Source organism: Dactylosporangium sp. NPDC049525, assembly GCF_040676755.1.
Classification (GTDB): domain Bacteria; phylum Actinomycetota; class Actinomycetes; order Mycobacteriales; family Micromonosporaceae; genus Dactylosporangium.
The window spans coordinates 53,987-79,365 of sequence record NZ_JBFAPO010000057.1 but is presented as its reverse complement, the minus strand read 5'-3'; the positions used below and the strand labels follow the sequence as shown (position 1 = coordinate 79,365).

Below are 25,379 nucleotides of genomic sequence, written 5' to 3'. Positions count from 1 at the left end.
GCCCGGCGACCGGCGCCGCGGGCCGCGCGGCGACGTCGCGGAGCATCGCCTGCGCGCCGGCGCCGTCGGCGGCGAAGTGCGAGATGAGCGCGACGACGTGGCTGGGCACGCCATGGTGCAGGACGGCCGCCATCCGGATCGGGTATTCCGCCGTGAAGTCGAGGTCGGTGTCGCGGTACCGGCCGGCCACCGCCGAGGCAACGTCGGACGGGTCGGCGCCGCCCGCCTCGTACACCTCCAGCGCCGTGTGACCGCAGCCGTGGACGACCTGCGTGGGGGTGCCGCCGCCGGCCGGGATCCGCAGCAGCGTGCGCAGCGACGGGTGCCGGCTCAGGTGGTGGCGCAGCTCGCCGGCCACGTCGTCGACGGTGGTGCCGGGTTTCAGCGGCAGCGCACCGCCGATCGGCATCCAGTGGCCGAGGGTGCGCACCGCGTTCCAGCTCTCGATCTGGCCCCAGGACAGCGGCCCGCTGCCGGCGCTCGTCCCTTCGAATGAGATCGGGAGCCGTTTCGCGCAAGGCAGTTCCATGGCGACGGAGCCTAATGATGCAGGCGGGCCCCTTTGAGGATTCTGTCGACGGCATTGCGGGGCCCGTGCACCGCCATCCCCACGAGCCGGAGATCTGCCTGGTGCACGGCGCGGACGGCGGCCCGGTTGTCCTCGTCGTTGCCGGTCTTGAACAGCTCCTCCGTGAACGTTGCACACGCGACCGACCGTTCCACGGCTCTGTGGTGCGCCGCGGCGAGGGTCACGGAGGAACCCTCGAAGATCATGACGGGCTGGCCGAACATCGGCAGGTACCGGGTGCCGTCGGCGTCGACATAGTCCTCGCCGAGCAGCTGCGGTGCGGTGCCGGCGATGCCGCTGACGACGAACGCGGTCACGTTGAGGCGCTGCCAGGTGGCCAGGTCGTCCCGCAGCAGCACGGCGATCTTCGTGGGGAACGTCATGGACCCAGCGTGCCGGTCCTGACCTGGGCGGTCTTGTACGTTGTGCACATGGAGCTCGTCACCGCATGGCGGCCCAGGGTGCCCGGCATCGCCGAGGTGTTCCACGCGCACTTCGTGGATCACGCCTATCCGCCGCACGTCCACGACGCGTGGACGCTGCTCATCGTCGACGAGGGCGCGATCCGCTTCGACCTGGACCGGCATCATCGTGGCGCGGCGGGCACGTCGGTGACCCTGCTGCCCCCGAACGTCGCGCACGACGGCCGGGCGGCGACCGGCGACGGCTTCCGCAAGCGGGTGCTCTACCTCGACACCACCGTCCTGCCCGCGGGCCTGGCCGGCGCCGCCGTCGACCGTCCCGGCGTCGACGACCCGCTGCTGCGGCAGCGCATCCACCGGCTGCACCAGGCATTGGACGCGCCCGGCGACGAGCTGGAGGCGGAGAGCCGCCTCGCGCTGATCCGGGACCGGCTGCGGGGTCACTTCGGGACGCCCGCCCCGACGCCGGCGGTGTCGACGGGGCTCGCCGGCGAGCTGCGGGACCTCCTGGACGCACGGACCCGGGACGGCATCACGCTGCAGGAGGCGGGCGCGCTGCTGCAGTGCCATCCCGGGCACTTGGTCCGGTCGTTCACCGCGACGTTCGGGCTGCCGCCGCACCGGTACCTGGTGGGCCGCCGCGTCGAGCAGGCCCGCCGGCTGCTGCTGGACGGCCGGCGCCCGGCCGAGGTGGCCGCGGAGGTCGGGTTCCACGACCAGTCACACCTGCACCGGCACTTCGTCCGGCACGTCGGGGTCACCCCCGCGCGTTACACCGCCCAGGGCGGGGTGCCGAACAGGGTGCCGTCGGCGTGGTAGGCGGTGAACCCGGCGGGCACGGTGACGTACACCTCGGCGGGCTCGGCGCCCGGGTTGTGCGCCGCGATCGGCTCGCCGGCCGGCACGACGACGGAGTCGCCGGCGCCGAGGACCTCGCCGCCGGGCGTGACCCGCAGCTGCCCCGACAGCACCATGAACACCTCGTCGCGGTCGATGCTGTGCGGCATCGACTCGTGGCCCGCGGCGACGGTGAGCCGCCACGCGCACACCTGGCTGGAGCCGTGGCTGGGTCCCGCGAACACCGTGAACTTGGAGCCGTCGAGCTCGAATCGCGGCGCGTCGGCCGCACGGACGATACTCATGCTGTCCTCCGTGATGGGGTCGGTGAAAATGAAGGTGCCTCAAAAGCTAAACCAGGTTTCGCACTTTGTAAACGGGGTTTCGTATGTCCGATCTCACGCCTGAAGAGCTCCGCGGGATGCCGCTCGGCCGGTTGCTGCTGCACGCGCACCGGCGGGCCCAGGCGGCGTCGCTGGCGAAGCTCCAGGCCAGCGGGCACAGCGAGATCCGCCTCGGCCACCTGCCGGTCATCACGAACCTGGATCCCGCGGGCATGCGGATCACCGACCTGGCGGTGAAGGCGGGCATGACCCGGCAGATGGCGGGTCGCCTGGTGAAGGAACTGGAGGGGCTCGGCTACGTGTCCAGCCGGCAGGACCCGCACGACCAGCGGGCCGTGGTCGTGGCGCTGACCGAGCGCGGCACGAGCTTTCTCGCCGGCGCGCCGGCGGCGATGGCCGCGGTCGACGGCGACTTCGCGGCGCTGCTGGGCGCCGACGAACTGGCCCGCCTCCGCGAGTCACTGCTGCGCATCAGCACCACCTGAGAAACCGCGGCGCTGCTGTACATCGGCACCACCTGAGAAACCGCGGCGCTACTGCGCATCGGCACCACCTGAGAAACCGCGGCGCCCCCGTCACGCCGCGGCGGCCTGGGTCAGGCCGCGGTGTCGGTGGCGAGGCGCAGCTGCCGCAGCCGGCGGTCGGCCGCGGCGGCGTTGCGGTGCAGGCGGTCGGTCTCCGCGCTGAGCAGGTCGCGGCCCGGGACGGTGAGCCGGTAGTAACGGCGCAGCCGGGACGCGACGACCTCCTCCCGGTCGACCTCGATCAGCCCGTCGACCCTGAGCCGGTCGAGGATGCCGTACAGCGTGCCGGCCTGCAGGCGGACGCGGTCGTCGGAGATGCGCCGCACGTCCTCCAGGACGCTGTAGCCGTGCTGCGGCTCGGCCGCGAGGGCGGTCAGCACGAGGAACGTCGGTTCACGTAACGGTACGCCAGTCATGTCCATCACTATATTCAACTCATCGGTATATACCATCGACCGATCGGTCACCCGGTCGTGGGGGTGATGTTCGTCAATCCTCCGGTCGCGTTCGTGACGCGGTTGGAGGTGTAGACGACGTTGAGATTGCCGGCGCACTTCGACGTCGACGTCACGTTGATCGCGTAGCGGCCCACCCCGCCGAGGTCGGAGACGTTGTCCCGCCACACGTTGCCGCAGCCCGAGCCGGTCACGGGGTTGTGCGTCTCGTACCCGTTGGCGAACGTCCCCGGCGCGGCGAACGTGCCGGTGTTGCCCTGGATCAGGTAGCCGGTGCCCTTCACGTCGACCCAGGAGTCCGCGGAGTTCTGCCCGGCGATGCCGCGCCCGTCGAAGGTGTTGCCGCGGATGACACCGTCGACGGTGCCCTCCTTGACGTCGATGTGCTCCGCCGCCACGTACGGGCCGATGTGGTTGTCCAGCACCTGCACCCGGTCGGAGCGGTCGACGCCGCCGCTGTTGCCGTGGCAGGCCCAGTTCGAGTTGGCCGAGCCGAGGTAGACGCCCTCGCCGTAGGCGGGCTGGACGGTGCCGGTGTATTCGATCGTCGAGTTGCGGATCACACCGTCCGAAGAGGACCGTCTGAAGTGGACACCCTCGTCGCCGATGTGGTGCACGTACAGGCCGTCGATCGTCACGTGCGGCGAGTTGTCGAGGATGACGCCCTTCTTGGCGTCGGCGACGGTGAAGCCGGTCAGCCGCCAGTAGGGCGCGCCGGCCAGCCAGAACCCGTAGCCGGGGTCCCAGCCGGGCGTCGGCACCGGGCACGACGGGCCGCTGCCGGCGCTCGCCGGGTTGGTCAGGATCGCCGTGCGTGGGCCGGTGACCGTGATCGGCGCGGCCGCGGTGCCCGGGGTGGTGCCGATGAACGAGCCGTCGTAGACCCCCGGCGCCAGCCGGATCGTCTGGCCGGGTCGGGCACCCGCCACCGCGGCCTGCAGTTGCGCGGCCGTCGAGACGTCCACAGTGGACCCGCTCGTCGGCGGCGTCGACGGTACGGGTGACGAAGGCGCCGACGGCGCGGGTGACGACGGGCCGGGCGTCGAGGGCCGGGCCGAGGTGGGCGACGGGGCCGGGCCGCCCGCGCACGGCGCGCCGTTGACGGTGCAGTTGGCCGGCAGGCCCGTCCCGCTGACGTTGAGCCCGAAGCGGACCGACGCCCCGGTGGCGACGGTGCCGTTCCAGGAGGCGTTGGCGAAGCGGTGGTGCTGCCCGGTGCTGGTGTGGGTCGAGTCCCAGGAACTGCTCACCGTCGACCCGGCCGGCAGGTCGAACTCGACGACCCAGCCGCCGGCCGCCGCGTCGCCGCGGTTGGTGACGGTGAACTCGGCACCGTACCCGCTGCTCCAGACCGACGTCTGCGCGAACCCGGCGACCAGTGACGCCGCCGCGGCGGACGCGGTGAGGGGTGCGAGCAGCAGGACCGCCACGCCGGCCGTCCCGGCCAGCAGCAACGTGCGCGAGATCCGCATCGACCACCCTAACGTCGCGGCGTCCGTTGGCTGATTAGTTAACAGTCTTTACAACTCTTGGTCAATGCCTCGGGAGCCCGGGAGCGCTAACAACACGAAAAGTAAGATTCCGATCACATCAGGTATTGACATTGGCTACCTCGCGGTCATCGCCCTGGCGGCAAAGGTCTAGAAGGTCAGCGCCAGGTTCACCAGCGTGGCCGCGCACGCGTGGACCTGCGCGATCGACACCTTCTCGTCGGGGCAGTGCCCGTAGCCGACACCCGGGCCGTACTGCACCGCCGGGATGCCGCCGATGCCCGTCAGCAGCCGCAGGTCGGAGCCGTACGGCGCGCCGACGACGGCCGGCGCCGCCCCGCCGTGCGTCCCGGTGTGCGCGTCGAGCACCCGCCGGACCAGGTCGGTGCCGTCGGGGCAGCGGCCCGAGGCGAACTGGCCGCCCCACCACTCGACCGTCACCGGGTGTTCCTTCAGCCACGGGTCGGCGGCGCACGCCTCCGCGACCGTCCGCTCGAACGCCGCGCGGGCCTCCTCCACGGGCTCGTCGAGGGCGACCCCGAACCGTCCTTCGGCGACCAGCAGGTCGGGGACCGTCGACGCCCAGTCGCCGGCTCGCACGGTGCCGATCTCCAGGGGGTACGCGATGTCCCAACGCCCCATCATCGGGTCGACGGTCCGGTTCCGGGACGCCTCCAGGGCCCGGAGCACGGGGAAGATGAGCTGGAACTTCTCCACCGCGCTGACGCCGCTGGTGCGCGCGCAGGCGTGCGCGGCCAGCCCCGGCACCCGCAGCCGGAAGGTGAGCGCGCCGCCGTTGGCGGCCAGGACGTCCAGGGCGGTCGGCTCGGTGATGACGCAGGCGTCGGCGCGCCAGCCGCGGTCGAGGGTCGCGTAGGTGCCGAGGCCGCCGTCCTCCTCGCCGACGACCGCCGCGAGCAGGACGTCGCCGGGCAGTCGGGTCCCGCTGCGGTGCAGGGCGAGCAGCGCGGACAGGGCGGCGACGAAGCCACCTTTCATGTCGCAGGCGCCGCGGCCGTAGACGTGGCCGTCCTCGATCCGCCCCGAGTAGGGGTCGTCGGACCAGGTCGACAGGTCGCCGGGCGGCACCACGTCCAGGTGCCCGTTGAACATGAGCGTCCGGCCGCCGGTGCCGGGCAGTCGGGCCACCAGGCCCCACGCCTCGGAGCGGTCGACCTCCATGCCGGGGAAGTCGGGGCGGGCGGCGAGGTCGGCGACCGGGATCTGCCACAGGTCGGTCTCGACGCCCTCCGCCGCGAGCAGACCGGCGACGTGCCGCACGATCTCGCCTTCCGCTTGGGTGCCACCCACACTGGGTACGCGGATCAGGTCGACGAGCGTGCCGATGGTCTCGTCGCGGGAGCTGAGGAGAGCGTTGTGGACGTCCATCCGGGCAATGTATGTCGTTGACGCTGCTGACGTACAACATCCTGACCGGCGCCAACGGGGGCAGGCTGGACGCGGTGTGCGCGGTCGTCGCGGCCGCCGCCCCGGACGTCGTGGCGGTGCAGGAGCTGCGCGGCGATCCGCCGCTCGCCGAGCGGACCGGGATGCGCCTGCACGTGGCGCCGCCGAGGACCGGGCAGCCGGTCGGCCTGCTGGTCGCGCCGCACCTGCGGATCCTGCGGCAGGGCACGGTGCCCGGGCCGTTCCATCACGGCGCGGCGTGGGTGGAGCTGGACTGCGACGGTGGCCCGCTGACGGTGATCAGCACGCATCTGTTCCCGTATTGGGGTTTCGTCCGCCTGTACGAGGCTCGCCGGCTGGCCGCGTTCGCCGCGCGGCGGGAGCGGGTGGTGCTGATGGGGGACTTCAACTCCCTGGACCCGTGGACCGGGTATGACACCGTGCAGCGGCGGCACCGGCGCTGGTTCGGCCGGGGCGGCCCGGACACGCGGGCGATGGCGATGCTGGCCCGCCGCGGTCTCGTCGACGTGTTCCGCACGGTCGGCACGGGGCCGGGCTGGACGGTGCCGACCGCGCTCGGCGGTGCGGAGTTCGTCCGGTCGCGGCTGGACTACATCCTCGCGTCGCCGGCGGTGGCCGGGGACTTCACGGCGTGCCGCGTGCTGACCGGCGGCGGGGCTGCGTCCGCGTCGGACCACTTTCCGGTGCTGGCGACACTCGCAGCGCCGGACCCCGCGGGTCGATCTGCTCCCTGACCGGCGCCGGTCTGCGGTGCCCGCCGAGCGGCGGGTTCGCGACCCAGCGGATCACGGGACCCTGCCCGGGCGCCGGCAGCCAGCCCAGGAACCGGGCCCAGAGCTGGTCGGCGCCGAGCTGGCGCAGGTCCTCGGCGGCATCGGCGACCCGCAGTGCCATCATGGTGCGCAGCTCGGCGGGGCTGTCGCCGTGCTCGGCGACGAGCTGGTCCCGCTTCGCCGCGCAGGGCCAGGGCTCGCGACATCCCGTGCACAGCCAGGTCGGCCGGCCCGGAATGTGCGCGATTGTCACCCCAGACTCCCGGGCCGGGCGAGCTCGAGGCGTCGCAGCGCGTAGACGAGCACCGAGTTTCGGGCCGCCACGTACTGGTCGCAGGGCCACGGCTGGTGGCAGTCACGGCACTGCTCACCACGGTGGAGTTTGGCGGCCAGCCAGCCCTTGGGACGGGGCTGGTGGCGGCGGCGCTGGCGGACGAGCTCTTTGAGGTCCATCGCGGGGGTCCTTGTCAGGTCGCCGATGTGGGGTGGGTTGGCTTGGCGAGGCGGAGCGATGTGTGCAGGACGTGCTGGTGCGTCGCCAGGTGGGGGCGGCGGCGCTGGGTGTGGTGCTTGGCGCGGTACATGGCAGCGTCGGCCCGGTGCACCGCATCGGCGAGGTGCGCGTCCGGCTCGACCGGGACGAGCCCGACCGACGTGCTGACCGACACCACCTGTCCGCAGAGCCGCATCGGCGCGGCCAGCAGGTCGGCGAGGCGGGCGGCCTGCTCGTCGGGCTCCCCGTCGCGCCCGGCGATGAGACCGGCGAACTCGTCGCCGCCGAGCCTGGCCACGATGCCCCGGCCCGCGCACGCGGAGAACCGGCGCGCGATGGTCACGAGGACCTCGTCGCCCGCGGAGTGGCCATAGGCGTCGTTGATCTGCTTGAAGCCGTCGACGTCGAGGACGACCGCGACCAGGGGGTGCACGCGGAGGTCGGCGACGAGCTCCGCACCGCGCTGGTAGAAGGCGCGCCGGTTGGGCAGGCCCGTCAGCGCGTCATGACTGGCGGCGTGCCGCTCCACGGTGAGCTGCCGTTGCAGCTGTGCCACCCGGCGCTGCATGACCCACGCCGCGCACGCTCCAGCCGCCGCGGCCGCACCGGCCAGGAAGGCAAGAGGGTCCATGCGCACGTCCTCCAAGATCGTAGCTGGGGAAGCCACCCGATCATTTGGGAGCGAACGTCCGGTTTCAGTCACAAATTGTGAGCGTCCCCGCACATTCGCACATGCGCTAGCATGCGCGTTATCGGCTGCATACGCAAGAGCCGATGCACGTGCAGACGCCGATTCTCGGCAAACTTTCAACTACATGTTGCAGAGAGATGTCCATGGAGCAGACGTACAACGGGATGCCGGCCGGCGAGCTGCCGGGTGTGCCCTGGCAGAAGAGCCGCCGCAGCAACCCCAGCGGCAACTGTGTCGAGCTGGCCCCACTGCCCGACGGGACCGGATTCGCGATGCGCAACTCGCGCGACCCCGAGGGGCCCGCGCTCATCTACACCTACGACGAGATCGCGGCCTTCGTCGCCGGGGCCAGGGACGGCGACTTCGACAACCTGCTGGACCGCAACCGCTGAGGGCGTGGGCTCGCTTGAGATACCGCCGGATCGACGCGAGCCCACTCCCGCTTACTGTCGGGTCATGGCATGCTTACTCCGGCTCGCGCAGGAATCACGGAGGAAGCGTCCAGGAACTCGGAGGCAGTAGGTGACGACCGGAACCCCTGAGGGCGGTTCGGCTGGAGGACCCACGGTCCTCCGGATGCTGCTGGGCGCCCACCTGCGCCGCTTGCGCGAGGCGCAGGGCGTGACCCGTGAGGACGCGGGTTGGGAGATCCGCTCGTCCGAGTCGAAGATCAGCCGCATGGAGCTCGGCCGCGTCGGCTTCAAGGAGCGCGACGTCGCCGACCTGCTCACCCTCTACGGCCTGGACGACGACGAGGAGCGCACGCGGCTGCTCGCCCTGGCCCGCGACGCTAACAACCCCGGTTGGTGGCACCGCTTCGGCGACGTGCTGCCCAACTGGTTCCAGTCCTATCTCGGTCTCGAGGCCGCCGCGGCCCTCATCCGCACGTATGAGGTGCAGTTCGTCCCGGGCCTGCTGCAGACCAAGGAATACGCGCGCGCCGTCGTCCTGCTCGGCCACGGCCGGGCCAAGACCGACGAGATCGACCGCCGGGTCGAGCTGCGGATGGCGCGCCAGCAGGTGCTGACCCGCCCCGACGCGCCGAAGCTGTGGGTCGTCGTCGACGAGGCCGCGCTGCGCCGGCCGATCGGCGGCATCGACATCATGCGCGAGCAGGTGGACGCCCTGCTGGAGGCCAACACCCTGCCCAACGTGCGGCTCCAGGTCATCCCGTTCAACGCGGGCGGCCACGCCGCGGCCGGCGGCGCGTTCACCATCCTGCGCTTCCCCGACCAGGACCTGCCCGACGTCGTCTACATCGAGCAGCTCACCAGCGCCCTGTATCTCGACAAGCGCGACGACGTCGACCTGTATGCCGAGGCCATGGAGCGGCTCTGCGTCGAGGCCCGCCCGCCGACCGACACTTCCAAGGTGCTTGAGGAGATCCGGCGCGACCTGGAGGGGTAATTTCCCTTATATGGGAACTCTGACAGGCACTGTCGCACTTGTCACCGGCGCGTCCAGCGGCATCGGCGAGGCAGCCGCCCTCACCCTTGCCTCCCGTGGCGCCTCCGTCGCGCTCGCGGCCCGCCGCGCCGACCGGCTGAAGGCCCTCGCCGACCGCATCCGGGGCGAGGGCGGGGTCGCGCTGGTCGTCGAATCCGACGTCACCGACCAGGAGGACGCCGTGGCCGCGGTACAGCGGACCGTCGACGAACTCGGGCGCCTCGACACACTCGTCAACAATGCCGGCGTGATGCTGCTCGGGCCGGTGGTCGACGCGCCCGTCAAGGAGTGGCAGACCATGGTCTCCGTCAACGTGCTGGGCCTGCTGTACTGCGCCCACGCCGCGCTGCCGCACCTGCTCGCGGCGGCCGCCGACGGGCCCCGGCGGGTGGCCGACATGGTGAACGTCAGCTCCGTCGCGGGGCGGGTCGCCCGCAACGGCAGCGGCGTCTACAACGCCACCAAGCACGCCGTCGGCGCCTTCAGCGAGGCCCTCCGGCAGGAGGTCACCGGCCGCTACGTGCGGGTCTCGCTGGTCGAGCCCGGCGCCGTGGAGACCGAGCTCGCCGGCCACAACCGCCCCGAGATCCTCGAGGGCATCAAGCAGCGCTTCGCCGACGTCGAACGGCTCCAGGCCGACGACATCGCCGACACGATCGCCTACATCGTCACCCGCCCCCGCCACGTCGCGGTCAACGAGCTGCTGGTGCGACCCACCCAACAGCAGGCCTGAAACCTGTTTGCGGGTGCCGTTGCCGGGCACGGGACAAGGGAACGCACGATCTGAGTTCGGAGGAACGAATGAGTGGCGTTACCGAAACCATCGACGTGCATGTGCCCGTGCGCACCGCATACAACCAGTGGACGCAGTTCGAGTCGTTCCCGCAGTTCATGAGCGGCGTCGAGTCGATCAGCCAGGTCGACGACCGGCGCACGCACTGGGTGACGAAGGTCGGCGGGATCCGGCGTGAGTTCGACGCCGAGATCACCGAGCAGCACCCGGACCAGCGGATCGCCTGGAAGAGCGTCGGCGGCGACACCAAGCACGCGGGCGTCGTCACCTTCAACCGCCTCGGCGAGGAGGACACCCGGGTCACCGTCCAGCTCGACTGGCAGCCCGAGGGCGTCGTGGAGAAGGCCGGCGCCGCCGTCGGCGTCGACGAGATGCAGGTGAAGGCCAGCACGAAGCGCTTCAAGGAGTACATCGAGAAGCGCGGCGGCGAGACCGGCCAGTGGCGCGGCGACGTCCCGCGCCACGGCATGTAATCCGGCCTGACAGTCAGCAACCTTCGAAGGGCGTCGCCGTTGCCGGCGGCGCCCTTCGCCGTGGGTCAGGCGCTCAGCGCGTGGGCGATCCGGTCGAGGGCGTCGTTGCGGGGGGTGGCGCGGTCCAGGAGGTTGGACTGGCGTGAGGCGAGGATGCCGGCGAGGACCGGGGTCTCGGCCTTCTCGATCTCGTGGTCGGCGGCCTCGGCGGCGGCGCGCGCGAGCTGCGCCGCCTCCCGGCCGGGGAGGGCCTGCCACGTCGGCAGGAGCGTGTGGTTGATGGCGTCGTCGTACCACGGCGGCACGGTCGGCGGGGGGAGCTGGCCGGAGCGCCAGCGTTTCACCAGGGTCTGCGCCCAGCGGTCCCAGAACGCGAGCTGGGCCAGCACGGTCGCCACGCTCCAGCTGGGGGTGACCGGCCGGCCGAGGTCGTCGTCGCCGAGGGAATCGATGAGGGTGATCAGGCGTTGCCGCGCGGCGGCGTTCTCGTCCAGGGGTACACGTTCCACCTCGTCAACGGTAAGCCTGTATGTGCTGGTCCGCACGGCGAGCGCGACGGCCGATTCCCGCCAGCCAGGGCGGCCCGGGTGGGACAGGATCGGGGCATGTTCACGATTCACGCGATCGACCCCGGCACGCTGGAATCGGTGCGGGGCAAGGGGACCGACGTGTCCGGCAACGCGATAGAGGCCGTGGTGGCGGGTGGTGGCGAGCCGCTGCGCTGCTGCCTGCGCGACGCGGTCGACGGCGAGCGGCTCATCCTGTTCGGATACGAACCAGTGTTGCCGCCGAGCCCGTACCGGGAGATCGGCCCGGTCTTCGCGCACGCCGAGCGGTGCGACGGGCCCGCGGGGACCGGCTACCCGGACGGCTGGCGCGGCCGGTCGCAGGTGCTGCGGGCCTACGACGCGCGCGGCTGGATCCATCCCGCGACCCGCGTGCACGACGGCTCCGACCCCGAGGGTGTGCTGGCGGCGATCCTGCGGGAGCCGGCGGTGGTCCGCGTCGACTCCCGCAACGTCGCCTACGGCTGCTTCATGTTCACCGTGACCCGACTTCATGACTAAACCCACCGGTTTTATCGGGAAATGACATCGAAACATTGACGGACATGTAGATCCCATGATCTGATCCCGACCCAGAGGATTTCTCACATTCGATGGGATCGAGGAGACCGCCGTGTCCGTGTTCCGTCGCACCGCCCTGGTGGTGGCCGGCATGCTGGCCGCCACCGGCGCGGCGGTCGTGCCAGGGCTGCCGGCTGCCGCCGCCCTGCCGACCGCCGCCGTCGCCCTCGGCGACAGCTTCATCAGCGGGGAGGGCGCCGGCAGCTACCAGCCGGTCGTCGACGTCAACGGCGTCGCACAACCGTTCCCCGGTTGGTCCGCGCCCAACACCAACGCCTTCTTCTGCCACCGCTCCGCCAACGCCTCGCTGAACCAGGCGACGCTGCCCGGCATCCAGGCCCGCTTCAACCTGGCGTGCTCCGGCGGCCGGCCGCAGGACATCGCCAACCCGTCCGGCGCCCGCGACAAGGGCCGCACCGTCGCCGCGCAGCTCGACCAGCTCAGGGCCGTCGCGCAGACTCACGACATCGACCTGGTCCTGGTGGGCCTCGGCTCCAACAACAGCTCCTTCACCTTCGGCGACGTGGCCGAGAAGTGCGCGAACCGGTTCATCGCGGACGCGTGGACCGGCTGGTGGGAGTTCTGGGCCTACCTCAACGGCCCGGTTGAGCAGGAGCCCTGCACCGCCGACGACCTCGCCACCGCGGCGCAGGTCGCGGCCGCGACGGCGGAGACGACCGCCGCGGTGCGGCAGCTGCTGAGCACCCTCGACCAGATCGACGCCGACGGGCAGCACCGGGTGGTCTTCCAGGACTACACCAACCCGCTGCCGTTCGACCTCGAGCAGAGCTACTGGGAGGAGGACGGCCGGCAGGACGACCGGGACAAGTTCCGTGACCTCGGCGCCGAGCGGTACGCCGCGGGCTGCCCGATCCACCGGGCCAGCCTCGCGCCTGGCCACGCCTTCTCGCAGAGCCTCGGCACGATCGTGCGCTCCACCCGCGACACCCTGGCCGCCGAGTTCCCCGGCGACGACCTGGTCTACCTCAACGTCCAGCACGCCTTCGACGGCGCCCGGCTGTGCGAGCGCGCCGGCAGCCCCGCCAACGCCCTCGCCACCCCGATCCGCCTGCAGGACGGCGCGTCCGGCGTGTTCGTGACCAGCCTTGCCGGCAAGGACAAGATCGCCATCCAGCGGATCGCGAACACCTGCGTGTCGTACTTCCAGACCTGCCAGGAGTCGTGGCACCCCAGCGCCGCCGGGCACGCCGTGCTCGGCAAGTGCCTGACCGGCGCCGCGGCCGGGACCGCCCGCACCGTCACCTGCACCCGCAAGGCGGACGGCACCATCGTCACCGCCTGACGCCGCACTCGCACCCTGCGCTGGGACGACCGTTCTCAGCGCAGGGTGCGCTCGTAGCAGACCGAGAGCGTGGAGCCGGCGTACCCACCGAAGAGCGGGATGCGGTGGTAACCCTCCCGCTCGTAGAAGCGCTGGGCGTCCGGCTGCTCCGTGCCCGTCTCCAGGCGCAGCGTCGTCCAGCCCCGGTCCAGTGCCGCCGCCTCGAGGGCGCGCAGGACCGCCGCGGCGACACCGGTGCCGCGGGCCGGGGGCACCACGTACATCCGCTTGATCTCGGCGGTGGCCGGGTCCAGGCGGCGCAGGGCACCGCAGCCGACCGGGGCGCCGTCGGCGTCGCTGACCGCCACCAGGAACAGGTCGATGTCCCCGGCGGACGGGGCGGCGCCGGGCTCGTGGTCGTCGCTGCCGTAGCGCGCGTCGAGCTCGGCCCGCTGCGCGGCGCGCAGGGCGGCACCCGCCGGGTCGTCCCAGGCGCGCGCCCCGATGGTCCAGTCCGTCATCGTCGTCCCCTCCGCTCCTCGTAACAGGTGTTACGGTAACAGTTGTTACGAGATGAGGGAGTGCGACCCGTGCCACGTCAGGAGCAGGGTGAGCGGCTGTCGAGGGCCGTCTGGGACGTCCTGGCCCAGCAGGGGCTGGAGGGACTGACGATCAGGGCCGTCGCCGCCGCCGCGGGCTGCACCACCGGGCTCGTCATGCACCGCTTCCCCAACCGGCGGGCGCTGCTGCGTCACGCCCGGCAGCTGCTGCACGACACGACCCGCGCCCGTGTCGAGGCCCTGGAGGCCGCCGCGGACTCGCCCCGGGCGGCGCTGCGCGCGGTGCTGCACCAGGGGCTCGCCCTCGACCCGCAGACCACCGCGGAGAGCACGGTGTGGCTGGGGTTCCTGGCCGCCGCCGTCGCCGACGAGGACCTGATCGCCATGCACCGGGCCGGCAACCGGGCCTGGCGGGCCAGGATCGGCCGGCTCGTCGAGGCCGCCGGGCCGCGGCAGGACCCGGCGACCGTCACGGTCGCGCTCATCGCCATGGTGGAGGGCGCGGCGGCGTTCGCGTCCGCCGACCCGGAGGCCTACCCTCCCGCCGTGCAGGCGGCGATGCTGGATCTCGCGCTCGAAGCCTTCGACCTTTCCTGACGGGGCGGGCAGCGGGGCCCACGCGGGGAGTGATCCACGCCATCGATCCTCCGAAGACCGGCGACCCTCTGTGATCCATCCGACCGAGAATGCGGACTGGACAATTAGCCGAGCGTTGATACCCTGCGCCACGTGAGTGACGAGGGGCGTGCGGAACCAGGTGCCGGCTATCCAGCGGAGGGCGAGTGGCCACCCGCGGTGTGGCCACCCCTGCCTCCACCGGCCGAGCCGCCGCAGCAGCAGGCGCAGCAGGCCAACTGGGACCAGCAGACCGCGCCGCTGACGCCGAACTGGCAGCAGCCCCCGGCGCAGCAGCAGCCGGCCCAGGTATACCCGCCGCAGCCTCAACAGCAGCCCTACCCGCAGCAGCAATACGCGCAGCAGCAGTACCCACAGCAGAACCCGGCCCAGCAGCAGTACCCGGCCCAGCAGCAGTACCCACAGCAGAACCCGGCCCAGCAGCAGTACGCGCCGCCGCACGGGCAGGCGTCCGCGCCGCCGCACGGCCAAGCGTCAGCGCCGCCGCACGGCCAAGCGTCCGCCCCACCGTACGGGCAGGCGTCCGGCCCACCGTACGGGCAGGCGCAGACCTCCGGTGGTCCGTACTGGACGGGTGGCCCGGCCGGCGCCGCCCCGGTGGCGCAGCCCATGCCCACGCCGATACCGCCGCAGCCGACGCCCGGTTCGTGGAATGCCGCGCAGGTGGCCGCAAGCGTGCCGACTTCCCCGCAGCCGGCGCACAGCTCGTGGCCTCCGGTCGGCTCGCCGACGTCCGCCCCGCCGCAGCAGAGCTGGGGCTCGCCGGTCCATGAGGAGCCGATTCCCGCGCTCGGCGACGTGAACGCCCGCCCGTCCGGCAGCCGGACGCTCGTCTGGACGGTGGTGGCGGCCGTGATCGTCGCGGTGCTCGCCGGCGTCGGCGGCTACTTCCTCGGCGCCGGCGGCAAGGATCAGGCCGGCAACGACCCGGTGCCCGGGCCGACGGCGTCGTCGAGCCCGTCGCTCAGCGCGTTCACGCGCGCGCAGGCCACGCTGAACAAGGCGAAGTTCGACGGCGACCTGCTGCCACTCGCCACGCCATGGCTCGAGGACATGGGCGGTTGCGCGACCAACACCGACACCGGCGGCCCGAAGCTGCCCTCCGACGAGACCAAGCACGTCTTCTGCCGGTACGGCGGGGTATCCGTGCACTTCGCGCAGTACGCGTCGCAGACCGAGCGGGACGCTGCCCGTGCGTTCCGGGTCCAGCTGAGCGTCACCTCGCCGGGGCTTGCGCCCGGTCAGGGTGCACCCGGGCCGAAGGCGGGCGGGAGCGGCGCGGCCGGCCAGTACGTCGAGTACGCGTTCAAGGAGTCCGACGGCCGGGCGTTGTGCGGCATCTGGTGGAACCGCGACGACGGCAACGCCGCGGTCCTCATGGAGGCGCTCTGCGAGGAGGTCCTCGGCGGCGACTGGCAGCCGTTCCGGGACCTGTGGCAGCACCACAGCTGAACAAGCGGGGCCGCGGCCGCGGGGAAGTATGTGTCACAGTCTGTTGACAGCGTGCACGTAAGCCCGTTTCATGTGGGCGCCGTCATGGCGCGCGGACGCAACGGGGGTGTCGTGCACGACAGCGAGAGGCAGTTGGGCGCGGGGCTTCTGGAGGGCTCGTCGGTCGCGCTGGTCCACGAGTGGTTCAGCGCCACCGGCGGCTCGGAGCAGGTCTTCATGGCCATCGCCGGCCTCCTGCCGCATGCGGCGCGTTACGTGCTGTGGGCGGAGCATGACGCCGGTGCCGAGGGACTGGGTCTGCGCGAGTCGTGGCTGGCCCGCACGCCGCTGCGTCGCAGCAAGGCCCTCGCGCTGCCGATGATGCCGCTGGTCTGGCGGACCCTGGATCGCCGCGCCACGTTCGACGTCGTGATCTCCTCGAGCCACGCGTTCGCGCACACCGTCAGGCTCGGCTCGCACGAGGCGACGCGGTACCTCAGCTACGTGCACTCACCGGCGCGATATGTCTGGAGCCCGTCCTTCGACGGTCGCGGCGCGAACCCGGTGCTGCGCGCACCGCGCAAACTGCTGCAGGTCGTCGACTCGCGGCTCAACCGGCACGTGCACTCCTACGCGGCCAACTCACGTGAGGTGCAGGCGCGAATCCGGCGGTTCTGGCGGCGCGACGCCGTCGTGGTCAATCCGCCGGTGGCCGTGGAGTACTTCGCCGCAGCGCCCGACGCACAGCGTGCACAGCCGCGTGACTATCTGCTCGGGGTCGGACGCTGGATCCCGTACAAGAACTTCGATCTCATGATCGCCATCGCGGACGAGGCCGGGCTGCCGCTGATGATCGCCGGCTCCGGCCCGGAGGAGGCGCGCCTTAGGAAGCTCGCCGCCGCGGCCCGCGTGCCCGTCACGTTCGAGGTCCGGCCGTCGAAAGAGCGGCTGCGCGAGTTGTACTGGGGAGCCCGCGCGCTGTTGTTCCCGGCGCACGAGGACTTCGGGATCATCCCGGTCGAGGCCCAGGCGTGCGGCACACCGGTGATCGGTCTGGGTCGCGGGGGGCTGCTCGAGACGGTCGTCGACGGCGAGACCGGCTACCTGGTGGACTCCCTGAAGCCCGCGCCGCACGTGGAGGCCGTCCGTCGCCTGCCGCGCCTGTCCACCCAGCGCCGCATGCAGGAGCAGGCGGCGCGGTTCTCCCCGGAGCGGTTCGCCCACCGGATGAGGGAATGGGTCACCGATGCGACCAGCGGCTGAGGCTCCCACGTCGACGGTCGTCGACTGCAGCGGTGTCGGTCCGGGCGGCATCACCCGGGTGCTCACCGAGATCGTCCGCTTCTGGCCCGGCGGGCACCGCCTGGAACTGGTCGCGGTGCCAGCCGGATGGGACGTGCCGGACGGCGTCGAGGCCGACGTGCGGACCGCGAGCCGGCAGGCCGGTGGCCGGGGCAGATCGATCGCGGCGGCCACCACGGCCCTGCGCCGGGCGACCGCGGACCTCGATCCCGCCACGACGCGGCTGTTGTCGCTCAGCCCGTCGATCGCCGTCGCCGGCAGCCGCCTGCCGGTCGTCACCGTCATGCACGACCTGGCGTTCAAACTGTGGCCGCACGACCTGCCGGCGGCGGTGCGCCAGTACCGCAAGACCAGCTACGGCATGGCGGTGAGCCGCTCCGAGCGGCTGCTGTGCGTCAGCGCCCGCACGCAACACGACCTGCTCGGCGTCTACGGCGTGCCGGTCGAGCGGACCCGCGTCTGGCATCCGGGCAGCGACGTCGCCGGGTCCCCGGGCGAACTGCCGGCAGCCCTGCGCGGGCGGCCGTATCTCGTGGTGCCCGGCCACGCCGCGCATAAGGGCGTCGAACTCGCCGTCGAGGCACTGGCCGAGCACCCCCGGTACACATTGGCCGTGCTCACCGGCGGGCAGCGCGTCGAGGCGTTCGAGCGGGCCGCTGCGGCGTCGCCGGCCGCCGCCCGGGTCGTGTTCCTGGATCGCCTCAGCGACGCCGACTACCTCGCCACCCTCGCCGGCGCGGCGGCCTTCCTCATGCCGAGCCATTTCGAGGGGTACGGGCTGCCGGCCGCCGAGGCCATGCGGCTCGGTACCCCGACCGTGATCTCGCCCGATCCGGCGCTGCATGAGGCGACCGGCGGCGATGCGATCCGGATGGCCACCTGGACCGGCGCGGCACTGGCGGCGGCGCTGCGCGCGCTCGACACGTGGAAGGCGCCGCCCGCGGCGGCGCATCGCGGCTGGCGGCAAGCGGCCGAGGAACTGGCCGGGCACGTCGGCGTGCGGTTCGCGACGGCACGCCCGCAGCCGGTTCCCGAGGCGGTGCCCGAACCCGGTGAAGGGTAAGGTTCCGCGTGCGTATCGCCATGGTCCACTCGTCGTTCGCCTTGCTCGGCGGTGCTGAGCAATACGTCCGGGATCTTTCCCGCGACCTCGAGGCACGCGGCCACGAGGTGCGGGTCTTCGCGCGCGCGTCGGCGAACGCCCAGCCCGGCGACGGCGTCCTGAGCACCCGGGTGTCCGCGCGTGTGCCCAGGGCACGCAAGCTGTTCACGCACCTGGGCGACGTGTTCGACCCGACCGGGGCCGGTCCGGCCGATCTACGCGACTTCGCCCCCGACGTCGTGCACGTGCACAACTGGCAGGGCATCGGGGCGTTGCCGGTCGCGGCCCTCGCACGGGCCCACGCAGTCGTGCACACCGTGCACGACTATGCGATCGCCGACCCGAACAACGCGCTGGCCAACCGCGGCCGTTCCGGGCCGCTGGACCGGCTGCTCGACCTGCGCTCCGCCTGGCTGGTCCGCAGGCTGCGCCGGGTCACCACGCTGTGGCCGGCCGCCCGCACCCGCGACCTGCTCGCCGCGCACGTGCCCGGCGCCCGGCGGCTGCCCGGCCGGGTGGTGCCCCTCGCGGTGCCGGAGAGCATGGGCAGCGACTGGCCGCCGGGACGCCGTGACGTGCTGCTGTTCATGGGCGCGTTGAGCCCGCACAAGGGCATCGAGGTGCTGCTGGAGGCGTGGCGGGCGGTCGGCCCCGAGGTCGGCGCGACGCTGCTCGTGGCGGGCGACGGCCCGGCCCGCGCCGCCGTGGAGGCGGCCGCCGCGGCCGACCCGACGCTGCGCTACCTGGGTTTCCTCGACGCCGCCGGGAAGGCCGCCGCCCTGGCCGAGGCCGGCTGGTTGGTGTTTCCCAGCCAGTGGGTGGAGAACTTCCCGATCTCCTGCGTCGAGGCGCTGCGCGCCGGTCGGCCCATCATCAGCAGCGCCATCGCCCGGCCGCCGATGGCGTCGGCGGGCTCGGTCGTCGAGTTCACCGACACGGCCACGCTGGCCGGGGCCGTGCGGCAGGCGGTCCTCAGCACCGACGCGCAATACGCGGCGTTCGCCGCCTCCGCCGCCGACGACGGGGTCAGGCTGGACTGGCCGGCCCATGTGGACGCGGTGCTCGAGGCCTACCACGCGGTCGCCGGCGCGCGGACCGGGCGGCCCGGCACGCTCAGGGAGCACGGGTGAGCATCCGCGAGCGCATGCGCGAGACCTCATGGCAGGTCGGGGTCGCGGTGGTCGCGGCGGTGCTCGCGGTCGTGGGCTGCGCCCTGGCCGGACTGTCGCCGTGGCTGCCGCCGGTCCTCGCCCTGCTGGGCTACGTGCTGGCCAAGCCGTTCGCCGGCCTGGTGTACGTCGCGATCGTGGCCACCACCTCCCTGGGGCTGTGGGCGACGGGGGTCGAGCACGTCTTCGGCGCGGCGTTCGGCGGGCGTGAATATCTGCTCGATCAGTCCATCGTGCTCGTGGTGCTGGTCCACTGCACTGCGGCCGCGGTCACGGTGCTGCGCGGCGGGCGGCCGCCCGGCCGCGGCCGGCTGGTGGCCGGCGGCGTCGTGTGCGCGGTGCTGCTGCTGGGCGTCGCGGTCGGCGTGGCGCATCACAGCGTCGCGCAGAGCCTGCTCGGGGTGCGATACGTGGTGTTCCCGCTGCTGCTGCTGGGTTTGGTCGCCGCCCAGCCGGCCCGCGACCGGCTGCGTTTCGCGAGCGTTCTCGCGTGGTTGCTCGTCGCGAACGGTGTCGCGGCGCTCCTCGAAGTGGTGCTCGGGCCGGGACGGCTCGCCGCGTGGGGTCTCGATCACGGCCGGGCCATCCGGTACATCGACGGCAACTTCCGGGCGCCCGGCCTCACCGACTTCAACGCCGACCTCGGCATGCTCGCCGGTGCGTACCTGCTCGGCTACGTGGGGCTGTGGCTCGACCCGGCCAGCCGCCCACGGCAGCGCTCCTGGCACGCCGGCGCGATCGCCGCCGGGCTGTGCCTCGCGCTGAGCACCAGCCGGTCCGGCGCGGTGCTGCTGGCCGGCGGGGTGATCGCCGCGGTGGTCCTCAACCGGGGTGGCGGTGCGGCCCGCCGGCGCCAGGCGCGGTTCCTGGGACTCGGCGTGCTCGCGCTGGTCGCGGCCGGCTTCGTGACCGTCGGGGCGACCGGCGCCACCAGCCTGTTCCAGCGCTTCGACGTGTGGGCCGACCTGCTGCGCCACGACCTGCCGTGGTGGGGCCGCGGGGTGGGTGCGGCCGGTGCCGCGTCGAACTCACGGTTCGCCCACGGCGAGCCGGTCTTCGTCGACAACTACTACGTGAGCCTGGCCCTGCAGTTCGGGCCGGTCGTCGCCCTCGCGACGGTGGTGCTGATCGGTGTGCTGCTGGTGCGTCTGGCCAGGGACACCGCCACCCGACCCGCCGCCGTGGTGCCGGTCGCGGTGCTCGCCGGGCTCGCCGCCTCGTTCCTGGTGCTGGAGGCATGGGAGTACGACGGCGCCATGCTGTGCCTGGCCGCGTTCGTCGTGGCCACGACCGTATCGTCCGCCCCGGTCGCCGTGCCCACGGACGTCCCGGCTGAGGAGGCCTGAGCGATGCGCTTCGCCCGACGTACGGTAGCTGCGCTGCAGCGTTCGCAACTGTCGGTGCAGGCCCTCACCCGGCTCAGCAGCGTCGTGATCTTCCTGCTCGCGTCGTGGACCGACCAGCCGCACCTCGCGTTGGTCGCGCTGCAGGGCACGCTGCTCGCCATCCCGTACACCCTGATCGAGGCCCTGGTCGGCCGGCCGCTCTCGGCGGGCCTGGTGCCGGCCGGCTGGGACCTCGAACGGTGGGCGCGCCGGGCCGCGGTGGTGACGATCGTGCCGGTCGGCGCCGTCGCGTACCTGTCGGCGCTGATCGCGCTGCCCGACGTCACGCCGTGGAGCCGGCTCGCGATGATCGCGCCGGTGCTGCTGCAGCTGCCCCTGGAGGCGGCGTTCTGGTCGACCGCCCGCACCCGGTCCCGGCAGCTGGCGAACCTGGTGCCGCAGCTCACCGCCGCCGGCACCCTCGTCGCCGGCGCGGCCCTGGCGTTGACGCACCAGCGCCTGGACGTCGCGGCGGTCCCCGCGCAGCTGCTGGTGCTCGGCTGGGTGTGGCTGCGCCGCGGCGGCGCGCCCGACCGGACGGTCCGGCCACCGTACCTGGCCAGCGTGCGGGTCGGGTCCGCGTACTGCCTCGCCGCCGGGGTCGACCTGTCGTACTCGGTCGCGCTGCCCTCCGTCGCGGGCCGCATCGTGGGCGTCGACGCGATCGTGGTGCTGCGGGCCATGGAGCTCGCGTTCGGGCCGTTCCACGTGGCCCTGTCGGCGAGCACCCGGGAGGACATCGTCGGCGGGCGTGCCAGCAGGTTCCTCACCGGTACCCGCGTGTTCACCGGTGTGCTGCTGGTGGCGGTCAGCGCGGCTGTCCTGGGCAGCTCGTGGGTGCGCGGCGTCCTCGCCGACGAGCTCACCCGGGTCGCGGTCGGCGTGATCGCGCTGTTCTGCGTGTACAAGGCGATGCTGGCGGTGTCGACGTGGCTGTCGGTCCGGCACATGATCCGGGCGGCCCCGCGCCGGTTCCTGGCCTCGGCGGTCGGCTCGCGGGTGGTCGCGTTCGGCGGGCTCGCCGTGTCGATCGCCGTGGTTCACCAGGTGTCCGGGCTGTTCCTGCAACTGGCTGTCACCGAGGCGGCCGTGGTGGTCTGGTACGTGCTGCGGGCCCGGGGCACGCCGCCGCAGGTCGAGCCTGAGCGGGTGACGACTTTGGACCCGGCGGCATCGGCATGATTGCATCGACCGTGCGCGCTTCACACCTTCAGCAGATGGGGACCCGATGATCGACGACCCCGCCGGCCGGTTCGACGCCGACTGGCGCACGTCGGTCACCCGGCGTGCGCTGTTCAACCGGCGTGGTGCGCTGGTCGCGGGCACCGGAGCCACCCTCCTGGGCGCGGCCGCGGTCGGCGCGCTGATGCGGGACGGGACCGACCCCGCCGACGGCGCGGAACCGTCCGCGGTGATGGTCTTCAACGCCCGTGACCTCGGCGCCCACGGCGACGGCAAGACCGACGACACCCACGCCCTGCAGCGTGCGATCGCGGCCGCCCGGCAGAGCGGCGGCATCGTGTATGTGCCGCCTGGCGTCTACCTCACGGGGAAGCTCACCGTGTACTCCGGCGTGCACCTGCGCGGCGCGGGTGGTGACGCGACCCTGCTGCGGCTCAGACCGGGCGCCAACAGCGCGATCATCGAGTCGGACCGCTTCGAGAAGCTCTCCGGCAGCCGTGACGAAGGCGGCATCGGCAACTTCAGCGTCCGTGACCTTGCTCTGGACGGCAACAAGCAGCACAACCCCAACGGTGGGTACGGGCTGCGTCTCTACGGCTACGGCTACGAGCTCACCGAGGTGATCGCGTACAACTGCCGCAATGATGGTATTTACAGCGAATGGGGCACGCTTGCGGCCCTGCCTCCACCGTCGCATCAGATGGAGGCGCGTCTCACCGCGCTGCGCACCCATGACAACGACGGGCACGGCGTCAACTTCAACGGCCCGCACGACTCGATGTTCCTCAACTGCGTGTCGTCGCAGAACAACGTGACCGGGTTCCGGCTCGCGGGCGAGAGCACCGGCACGTCGATGGTCAACTGCCACGCCTGGGGCATGGAGCAGAACGTCGCGTTCGAGCTCGCGGCCGGTGCGATCAACTGCATGAACTGCTACGCCGACTTCAACGGCGGCATCGGCGTGCGGGTCTCGCGCAGCGACTGCCGCTGGGTCGGCGGCCTGATCGCCGGCTACAACCATCCGCAGGAGGTCGGCCTGCAGCTGCTCGCCGGTCCGAAGCCGACCGAGCCCGCCGGCATCCTCGTTGACACGAAGATCATGAACTGCGGGACCGCCGCCGTCGACTTCGGCGCCGATCGGGGGCTGTCCAGCATCCGCGCCCTGCTCAGCCAGCCGGGCGCGGTGTCCGACGGCGGCGGCACCACTCCGGGCACCGGCCTGGGGTGGATCGGCAAGCCGGCCCCGTCGACCCAGGTGGAGCTCGTCTCCGGCGTCGGCGACACGACGAAGAACCTGGTCGTGCGCCCGGCGTTCGACCTGCGCGCGCAGGAGACACCGCCACCGCCGGACGCGGGCGCGGTGCGGCTGTTCGTGCGGACCGTCGGCGGCCAGACCCAGCTGTGCGCGCGTTTTCCGGGCGGGGCGATCAAAGTGCTCGCCGACGGCTGACCGGTCGGCACACGGGGGAGAAGACATGCAGACGCAGCAGGCGCTGCCGACGGCGGCGGTCGACCGCACCAGGCGGATCACGTTTCTCGAAGGGGCCCGCGGGGTCGCCGCGTTCATGGTGCTCGCGCAGCACCTGATCGCCGACCAGTACCCGGGATACCGGGCGTGGAGCCACGACTGGGTCGACCTCGGCCGCGTCGGTGTCGTGGCGTTCTTCCTGGTCAGCGGATACGTGATCCCGTTGAGCCTGGCGGGGCAGAGTCTCCGGGCGTTCGCGGTGCGCCGCTTCTTCCGCCTCTACCCGGTGTACTGGCTGGCGTTCGCCCTCTATCTGCTGGCCGACCCCGGGGCGCTCGGCGGTGCGGGCGCGCCGGTCGTGCTGCTCAACGTGGCGATGCTGCACGGCCTGGTCGGCGCGTTGAGCATCCTGCCGCCGGCCTGGACGCTCAGCATCGAGCTGCTGTTCTACGTGCAGTCCGCGGCCGCCAAGGCGATCCGGCTGCTCGACACCGCCGTCTACGCGGGGTACGGCTGGCTCGCGCTGTACCTGCTGCTGTGCGTCGGCGAGATGACCACCGGCCGCGACCTGCCCACGACCCTGCCGATGCTGCTGTTCGTGGCGGCGCTGGGACACGCGCTGCACCTGCGCGACGCCCGCGGCCACCGGGCCTGGCAGGGGTTGCTGGCGGCGGGCGCCGTCGCGGTGCCGGCCGGGGCCTACGTCGGCGTCGACGGCGGGGGCGAGTGGCCGCCGTTCACCTACTCGGCCTCGTTCCTCGCCGGGCTCGCGCTGTTCGGCGGCTTCTACGTCGCTCGCCGGCACCGGTTCGGCCGGACGCTGGTGCTGCTCGGCGCGATCAGCTACGCGGTGTACCTGATCCATCCCATCGTGATGGCTGTCACGGAGCGGCTGACGTGGCTGCCGGACGGATGGGCTGTCGTCGCCGTCGACGTGGCGGCAACGACCGGGATCGGTTGGCTGGTTCACCGGTTGCTGGAGCTGCCCTCGATCGGTGTGGGCCGCCGGCTCAGTCGCACGCGGCGGTCAGGCGAACCTGCCGCGACGCCCGCCGCGACGCCCGCCGCGGCGGCGCCCGTCGCGCCGGCCGCGGGGAACGTCAGCTCGGTGTGACGGCCGGCGCCGCCGGAGCTCCGGGCAATGGCAGGTCCTGACGTACCGCGTCGAACAGCGCCTTACTGGCTGGCAGGTCGGGCAGGACCACGCTCTCGCTGCCGATCATGCCGGTGCCCTTGCTCGGGTTCGTGAGGAACGTGAGGTTCTCGCCGCGCAGGTGCCGCAGGTCGTTGGCCACGGAGAACATGTCCAGGTCCTTGTCGACCGTGACGGCGTCGGCGGTGGCCTTCAGGAACGCGTTGAGCCGGCCCGGATCGGTGAGCAGCCCGCCGGAGACGGCCTTGTTCAGGATGGCCTTGATCACCTGCTGCTGGTGGCGGATGCGGGCGAAGTCACCGTCGGCGAACGCGTAGCGCTCGCGGGCGTAGTCGAGCGCCGCCGCACCGTCCATGGTCTGCGGGCCCTTGGTGAAGTGCCGGATGCTGTCCTTGTTCAGCGAGTGCGTGGAGGTGAAGGTCGATTCGACGTCGATCTCCACACCGCCGAGCGCGTCGACGATCTCCTTGAACCCGGCGAAGTCGATGATCGCCACGTGGTCGATCCGCACCCCGGTGAACGCCTCGACGGTCTGCACGGTCAGCGGCACGCCACCCCACGCGTAGGCCGCGTTGATCTTCGCGTCGGTGTTGCCGAACTTGCCATTCGCGGACTTCGGCACGTGCACCCACGTGTCGCGGGGGATCGAGATCAGGTCCGCTGCGGAGTGGTCTTTGGTCAGGTGCATCAGGATGATCGTGTCGCTGCGCGAGCCGCCTGGGGTGTTCGGATCGCGGGTGTCACTGCCGAGCACCAGGAAGTTCATCGCGTTCTTCGCGGCCTCGACCTTCGGCGGACGGTCGTCCTCGGGCACCTGATCGAACGCTTCGACCCGCTTCACCCGA

General features: G+C 72.3%; 28 protein-coding genes and 1 pseudogene. 18 read left to right on the top strand and 11 right to left on the bottom strand.

Going from position 1 to position 25,379, the window contains the following annotated elements; all coding sequences use genetic code 11:
- A pseudogene (locus tag AB0K00_RS46440) lies at nucleotides 1-529 on the bottom strand (hypothetical protein); the annotation flags it as partial.
- A gap of 11 nt (nucleotides 530-540) precedes the next feature.
- On the bottom strand, nucleotides 541-951 hold the full coding sequence (locus tag AB0K00_RS46435) for a DUF2000 domain-containing protein (protein ID WP_363535742.1): 411 nt from the start codon (nucleotides 949-951) through the stop codon (nucleotides 541-543).
- Between the two features lie 48 nt (nucleotides 952-999).
- Between AB0K00_RS46435 and AB0K00_RS46430 the strand changes: the two genes are divergently transcribed.
- Nucleotides 1,000-1,809, top strand: a complete 810-nt coding sequence (locus tag AB0K00_RS46430; RefSeq protein WP_363535739.1) for an AraC family transcriptional regulator — start codon at nucleotides 1,000-1,002, stop codon at nucleotides 1,807-1,809.
- On the opposite strand, the gene AB0K00_RS46425 is transcribed toward AB0K00_RS46430, so the two are convergent.
- Nucleotides 1,761-2,132, bottom strand: a complete 372-nt coding sequence (locus tag AB0K00_RS46425) for a cupin domain-containing protein (RefSeq protein ID WP_363535737.1) — start codon at nucleotides 2,130-2,132, stop codon at nucleotides 1,761-1,763. The genes AB0K00_RS46430 and AB0K00_RS46425 overlap by 49 nt on opposite strands.
- Before the next feature lie 83 nt (nucleotides 2,133-2,215).
- Between AB0K00_RS46425 and AB0K00_RS46420 the strand changes: the two genes are divergently transcribed.
- On the top strand, nucleotides 2,216-2,656 hold the full coding sequence (locus AB0K00_RS46420) for a MarR family transcriptional regulator (RefSeq protein WP_363535734.1): 441 nt from the start codon (nucleotides 2,216-2,218) through the stop codon (nucleotides 2,654-2,656).
- A 110-nt stretch (nucleotides 2,657-2,766) separates the two neighbouring features.
- On the opposite strand, the gene AB0K00_RS46415 is transcribed toward AB0K00_RS46420, so the two are convergent.
- The 3 genes from AB0K00_RS46415 to AB0K00_RS46405 form a co-directional block, all read right to left on the bottom strand.
- Nucleotides 2,767-3,111 (bottom strand): PadR family transcriptional regulator, encoded by a 345-nt coding sequence (locus AB0K00_RS46415; RefSeq protein WP_363535731.1) that lies wholly within the window; start codon nucleotides 3,109-3,111, stop codon nucleotides 2,767-2,769.
- Between the two features lie 47 nt (nucleotides 3,112-3,158).
- Nucleotides 3,159-4,622, bottom strand: coding sequence for a cellulose binding domain-containing protein (locus AB0K00_RS46410; RefSeq protein ID WP_363535728.1), 1,464 nt, complete (start codon nucleotides 4,620-4,622; stop codon nucleotides 3,159-3,161).
- Nucleotides 4,623-4,790: 168 nt separating this feature from the next.
- A complete protein-coding gene (locus AB0K00_RS46405; RefSeq protein WP_363535725.1) occupies nucleotides 4,791-6,029 on the bottom strand; it encodes an ArgE/DapE family deacylase in 1,239 nt (412 codons plus the stop codon).
- Nucleotides 6,030-6,046: 17 nt separating this feature from the next.
- Here AB0K00_RS46405 and AB0K00_RS46400 point away from each other — a divergent pair, with 17 nt between their 5' ends.
- Nucleotides 6,047-6,802 carry an endonuclease/exonuclease/phosphatase family protein gene (locus tag AB0K00_RS46400; RefSeq protein ID WP_363535723.1) on the top strand — a complete coding sequence of 252 codons (756 nt, stop codon included), beginning with the start codon at nucleotides 6,047-6,049 and terminating at the stop codon, nucleotides 6,800-6,802.
- Between the two features lie 288 nt (nucleotides 6,803-7,090).
- Here the strand turns inward: AB0K00_RS46400 and AB0K00_RS46395 are convergent, their stop codons facing one another.
- Nucleotides 7,091-7,294, bottom strand: coding sequence for a hypothetical protein (locus tag AB0K00_RS46395; RefSeq protein ID WP_327005048.1), 204 nt, complete (start codon nucleotides 7,292-7,294; stop codon nucleotides 7,091-7,093).
- 14 nt (nucleotides 7,295-7,308) lie between these two features.
- A complete protein-coding gene (locus tag AB0K00_RS46390; RefSeq protein WP_363535720.1) occupies nucleotides 7,309-7,965 on the bottom strand; it encodes a GGDEF domain-containing protein in 657 nt (218 codons plus the stop codon).
- 203 nt (nucleotides 7,966-8,168) lie between these two features.
- Between AB0K00_RS46390 and AB0K00_RS46385 the strand changes: the two genes are divergently transcribed.
- From AB0K00_RS46385 to AB0K00_RS46370, 4 genes are all read left to right on the top strand, one after another.
- A complete protein-coding gene (locus tag AB0K00_RS46385; RefSeq protein ID WP_363535717.1) occupies nucleotides 8,169-8,417 on the top strand; it encodes a DUF397 domain-containing protein in 249 nt (82 codons plus the stop codon).
- Between the two features lie 184 nt (nucleotides 8,418-8,601).
- Nucleotides 8,602-9,432: a helix-turn-helix transcriptional regulator gene (locus AB0K00_RS46380; protein WP_363535714.1), complete on the top strand. Its 831-nt coding sequence runs from the start codon at nucleotides 8,602-8,604 to the stop codon at nucleotides 9,430-9,432.
- Between the two features lie 10 nt (nucleotides 9,433-9,442).
- Nucleotides 9,443-10,204: an SDR family NAD(P)-dependent oxidoreductase gene (locus AB0K00_RS46375; RefSeq protein WP_363535711.1), complete on the top strand. Its 762-nt coding sequence runs from the start codon at nucleotides 9,443-9,445 to the stop codon at nucleotides 10,202-10,204.
- 68 nt (nucleotides 10,205-10,272) lie between these two features.
- Nucleotides 10,273-10,737, top strand: a complete 465-nt coding sequence (locus tag AB0K00_RS46370) for an SRPBCC family protein (protein ID WP_363535708.1) — start codon at nucleotides 10,273-10,275, stop codon at nucleotides 10,735-10,737.
- A 65-nt stretch (nucleotides 10,738-10,802) separates the two neighbouring features.
- Here AB0K00_RS46370 and AB0K00_RS46365 read toward each other — a convergent pair whose 3' ends face one another.
- Nucleotides 10,803-11,246 carry a maleylpyruvate isomerase N-terminal domain-containing protein gene (locus AB0K00_RS46365; RefSeq protein WP_363535705.1) on the bottom strand — a complete coding sequence of 148 codons (444 nt, stop codon included), beginning with the start codon at nucleotides 11,244-11,246 and terminating at the stop codon, nucleotides 10,803-10,805.
- 96 nt (nucleotides 11,247-11,342) lie between these two features.
- On the opposite strand from AB0K00_RS46365, the gene AB0K00_RS46360 reads away from it, so the two are divergent.
- Together AB0K00_RS46360 and AB0K00_RS46355 are read left to right on the top strand one after the other, a co-directional pair.
- Nucleotides 11,343-11,804 (top strand): DUF1203 domain-containing protein, encoded by a 462-nt coding sequence (locus AB0K00_RS46360; RefSeq protein ID WP_363535702.1) that lies wholly within the window; start codon nucleotides 11,343-11,345, stop codon nucleotides 11,802-11,804.
- Nucleotides 11,805-11,955: 151 nt separating this feature from the next.
- Nucleotides 11,956-13,167: a hypothetical protein gene (locus AB0K00_RS46355; protein ID WP_363535757.1), complete on the top strand. Its 1,212-nt coding sequence runs from the start codon at nucleotides 11,956-11,958 to the stop codon at nucleotides 13,165-13,167.
- A gap of 35 nt (nucleotides 13,168-13,202) precedes the next feature.
- Here the strand turns inward: AB0K00_RS46355 and AB0K00_RS46350 are convergent, their stop codons facing one another.
- The gene (locus AB0K00_RS46350; RefSeq protein WP_363535700.1) at nucleotides 13,203-13,667 is read right to left on the bottom strand and encodes a GNAT family N-acetyltransferase; all 465 of its coding nucleotides are present in this window, start codon (nucleotides 13,665-13,667) and stop codon (nucleotides 13,203-13,205) included.
- A gap of 69 nt (nucleotides 13,668-13,736) precedes the next feature.
- Here AB0K00_RS46350 and AB0K00_RS46345 point away from each other — a divergent pair, with 69 nt between their 5' ends.
- From AB0K00_RS46345 to AB0K00_RS46305, 9 genes are all read left to right on the top strand, one after another.
- Nucleotides 13,737-14,303: a TetR/AcrR family transcriptional regulator gene (locus AB0K00_RS46345; protein ID WP_363535697.1), complete on the top strand. Its 567-nt coding sequence runs from the start codon at nucleotides 13,737-13,739 to the stop codon at nucleotides 14,301-14,303.
- A gap of 132 nt (nucleotides 14,304-14,435) precedes the next feature.
- Entirely contained in the window at nucleotides 14,436-15,794 is a 1,359-nt protein-coding gene (locus AB0K00_RS46340) for a hypothetical protein (protein WP_363535694.1), read from the top strand.
- A 132-nt stretch (nucleotides 15,795-15,926) separates the two neighbouring features.
- A complete protein-coding gene (locus AB0K00_RS46335) occupies nucleotides 15,927-17,036 on the top strand; it encodes a glycosyltransferase (RefSeq protein ID WP_363535691.1) in 1,110 nt (369 codons plus the stop codon).
- On the top strand, nucleotides 17,020-18,138 hold the full coding sequence (locus tag AB0K00_RS46330) for a glycosyltransferase (protein ID WP_363535688.1): 1,119 nt from the start codon (nucleotides 17,020-17,022) through the stop codon (nucleotides 18,136-18,138). Before AB0K00_RS46335 ends, AB0K00_RS46330 begins: the two co-directional genes overlap by 17 nt.
- Before the next feature lie 8 nt (nucleotides 18,139-18,146).
- Complete coding sequence (locus AB0K00_RS46325; protein WP_363535685.1) at nucleotides 18,147-19,307, top strand: glycosyltransferase; 1,161 nt, start codon at nucleotides 18,147-18,149, stop codon at nucleotides 19,305-19,307.
- A complete protein-coding gene (locus tag AB0K00_RS46320; protein WP_363535681.1) occupies nucleotides 19,304-20,692 on the top strand; it encodes a hypothetical protein in 1,389 nt (462 codons plus the stop codon). The genes AB0K00_RS46325 and AB0K00_RS46320 overlap by 4 nt, the downstream gene beginning before the upstream one ends.
- A 3-nt stretch (nucleotides 20,693-20,695) precedes the next feature.
- Complete coding sequence (locus AB0K00_RS46315) at nucleotides 20,696-21,913, top strand: hypothetical protein (RefSeq protein ID WP_363535678.1); 1,218 nt, start codon at nucleotides 20,696-20,698, stop codon at nucleotides 21,911-21,913.
- Nucleotides 21,914-21,959: 46 nt separating this feature from the next.
- Nucleotides 21,960-23,363, top strand: a complete 1,404-nt coding sequence (locus AB0K00_RS46310; RefSeq protein ID WP_363535675.1) for a glycosyl hydrolase family 28-related protein — start codon at nucleotides 21,960-21,962, stop codon at nucleotides 23,361-23,363.
- Between the two features lie 25 nt (nucleotides 23,364-23,388).
- A complete protein-coding gene (locus AB0K00_RS46305; protein WP_363535672.1) occupies nucleotides 23,389-24,495 on the top strand; it encodes an acyltransferase in 1,107 nt (368 codons plus the stop codon).
- Here AB0K00_RS46305 and AB0K00_RS46300 read toward each other — a convergent pair.
- Nucleotides 24,482-25,375 carry an LCP family protein gene (locus AB0K00_RS46300; RefSeq protein WP_363535669.1) on the bottom strand — a complete coding sequence of 298 codons (894 nt, stop codon included), beginning with the start codon at nucleotides 25,373-25,375 and terminating at the stop codon, nucleotides 24,482-24,484. The genes AB0K00_RS46305 and AB0K00_RS46300 overlap by 14 nt on opposite strands.
- Nucleotides 25,376-25,379 lie beyond the last annotated feature (4 nt).

Excerpts from the sequence above, each read along its gene's own strand:
- AB0K00_RS46435 (WP_363535742.1), bottom strand. The coding sequence starts at position 951 with ATGACGTTCCCCACGAAGATCGCCGTGCTGCTGCGGGACGACCTGGCC.
- AB0K00_RS46430 (WP_363535739.1), top strand. The coding sequence starts at position 1,000 with ATGGAGCTCGTCACCGCATGGCGGCCCAGGGTGCCCGGCATCGCCGAG.
- AB0K00_RS46425 (WP_363535737.1), bottom strand. The coding sequence starts at position 2,132 with ATGAGTATCGTCCGTGCGGCCGACGCGCCGCGATTCGAGCTCGACGGC.
- AB0K00_RS46420 (WP_363535734.1), top strand. The coding sequence starts at position 2,216 with ATGTCCGATCTCACGCCTGAAGAGCTCCGCGGGATGCCGCTCGGCCGG.
- AB0K00_RS46415 (WP_363535731.1), bottom strand. The coding sequence starts at position 3,111 with ATGACTGGCGTACCGTTACGTGAACCGACGTTCCTCGTGCTGACCGCC.
- AB0K00_RS46410 (WP_363535728.1), bottom strand. The coding sequence starts at position 4,622 with ATGCGGATCTCGCGCACGTTGCTGCTGGCCGGGACGGCCGGCGTGGCG.
- AB0K00_RS46405 (WP_363535725.1), bottom strand. The coding sequence starts at position 6,029 with ATGGACGTCCACAACGCTCTCCTCAGCTCCCGCGACGAGACCATCGGC.
- AB0K00_RS46395 (WP_327005048.1), bottom strand. The coding sequence starts at position 7,294 with ATGGACCTCAAAGAGCTCGTCCGCCAGCGCCGCCGCCACCAGCCCCGT.
- AB0K00_RS46390 (WP_363535720.1), bottom strand. The coding sequence starts at position 7,965 with ATGGACCCTCTTGCCTTCCTGGCCGGTGCGGCCGCGGCGGCTGGAGCG.
- AB0K00_RS46385 (WP_363535717.1), top strand. The coding sequence starts at position 8,169 with ATGGAGCAGACGTACAACGGGATGCCGGCCGGCGAGCTGCCGGGTGTG.
- AB0K00_RS46380 (WP_363535714.1), top strand. The coding sequence starts at position 8,602 with ATGCTGCTGGGCGCCCACCTGCGCCGCTTGCGCGAGGCGCAGGGCGTG.
- AB0K00_RS46375 (WP_363535711.1), top strand. The coding sequence starts at position 9,443 with ATGGGAACTCTGACAGGCACTGTCGCACTTGTCACCGGCGCGTCCAGC.
- AB0K00_RS46370 (WP_363535708.1), top strand. The coding sequence starts at position 10,273 with ATGAGTGGCGTTACCGAAACCATCGACGTGCATGTGCCCGTGCGCACC.
- AB0K00_RS46360 (WP_363535702.1), top strand. The coding sequence starts at position 11,343 with ATGTTCACGATTCACGCGATCGACCCCGGCACGCTGGAATCGGTGCGG.
- AB0K00_RS46355 (WP_363535757.1), top strand. The coding sequence starts at position 11,956 with ATGCTGGCCGCCACCGGCGCGGCGGTCGTGCCAGGGCTGCCGGCTGCC.
- AB0K00_RS46350 (WP_363535700.1), bottom strand. The coding sequence starts at position 13,667 with ATGACGGACTGGACCATCGGGGCGCGCGCCTGGGACGACCCGGCGGGT.
- AB0K00_RS46330 (WP_363535688.1), top strand. The coding sequence starts at position 17,020 with ATGCGACCAGCGGCTGAGGCTCCCACGTCGACGGTCGTCGACTGCAGC.
- AB0K00_RS46315 (WP_363535678.1), top strand. The coding sequence starts at position 20,696 with ATGCGCTTCGCCCGACGTACGGTAGCTGCGCTGCAGCGTTCGCAACTG.
- AB0K00_RS46310 (WP_363535675.1), top strand. The coding sequence starts at position 21,960 with ATGATCGACGACCCCGCCGGCCGGTTCGACGCCGACTGGCGCACGTCG.
- AB0K00_RS46305 (WP_363535672.1), top strand. The coding sequence starts at position 23,389 with ATGCAGACGCAGCAGGCGCTGCCGACGGCGGCGGTCGACCGCACCAGG.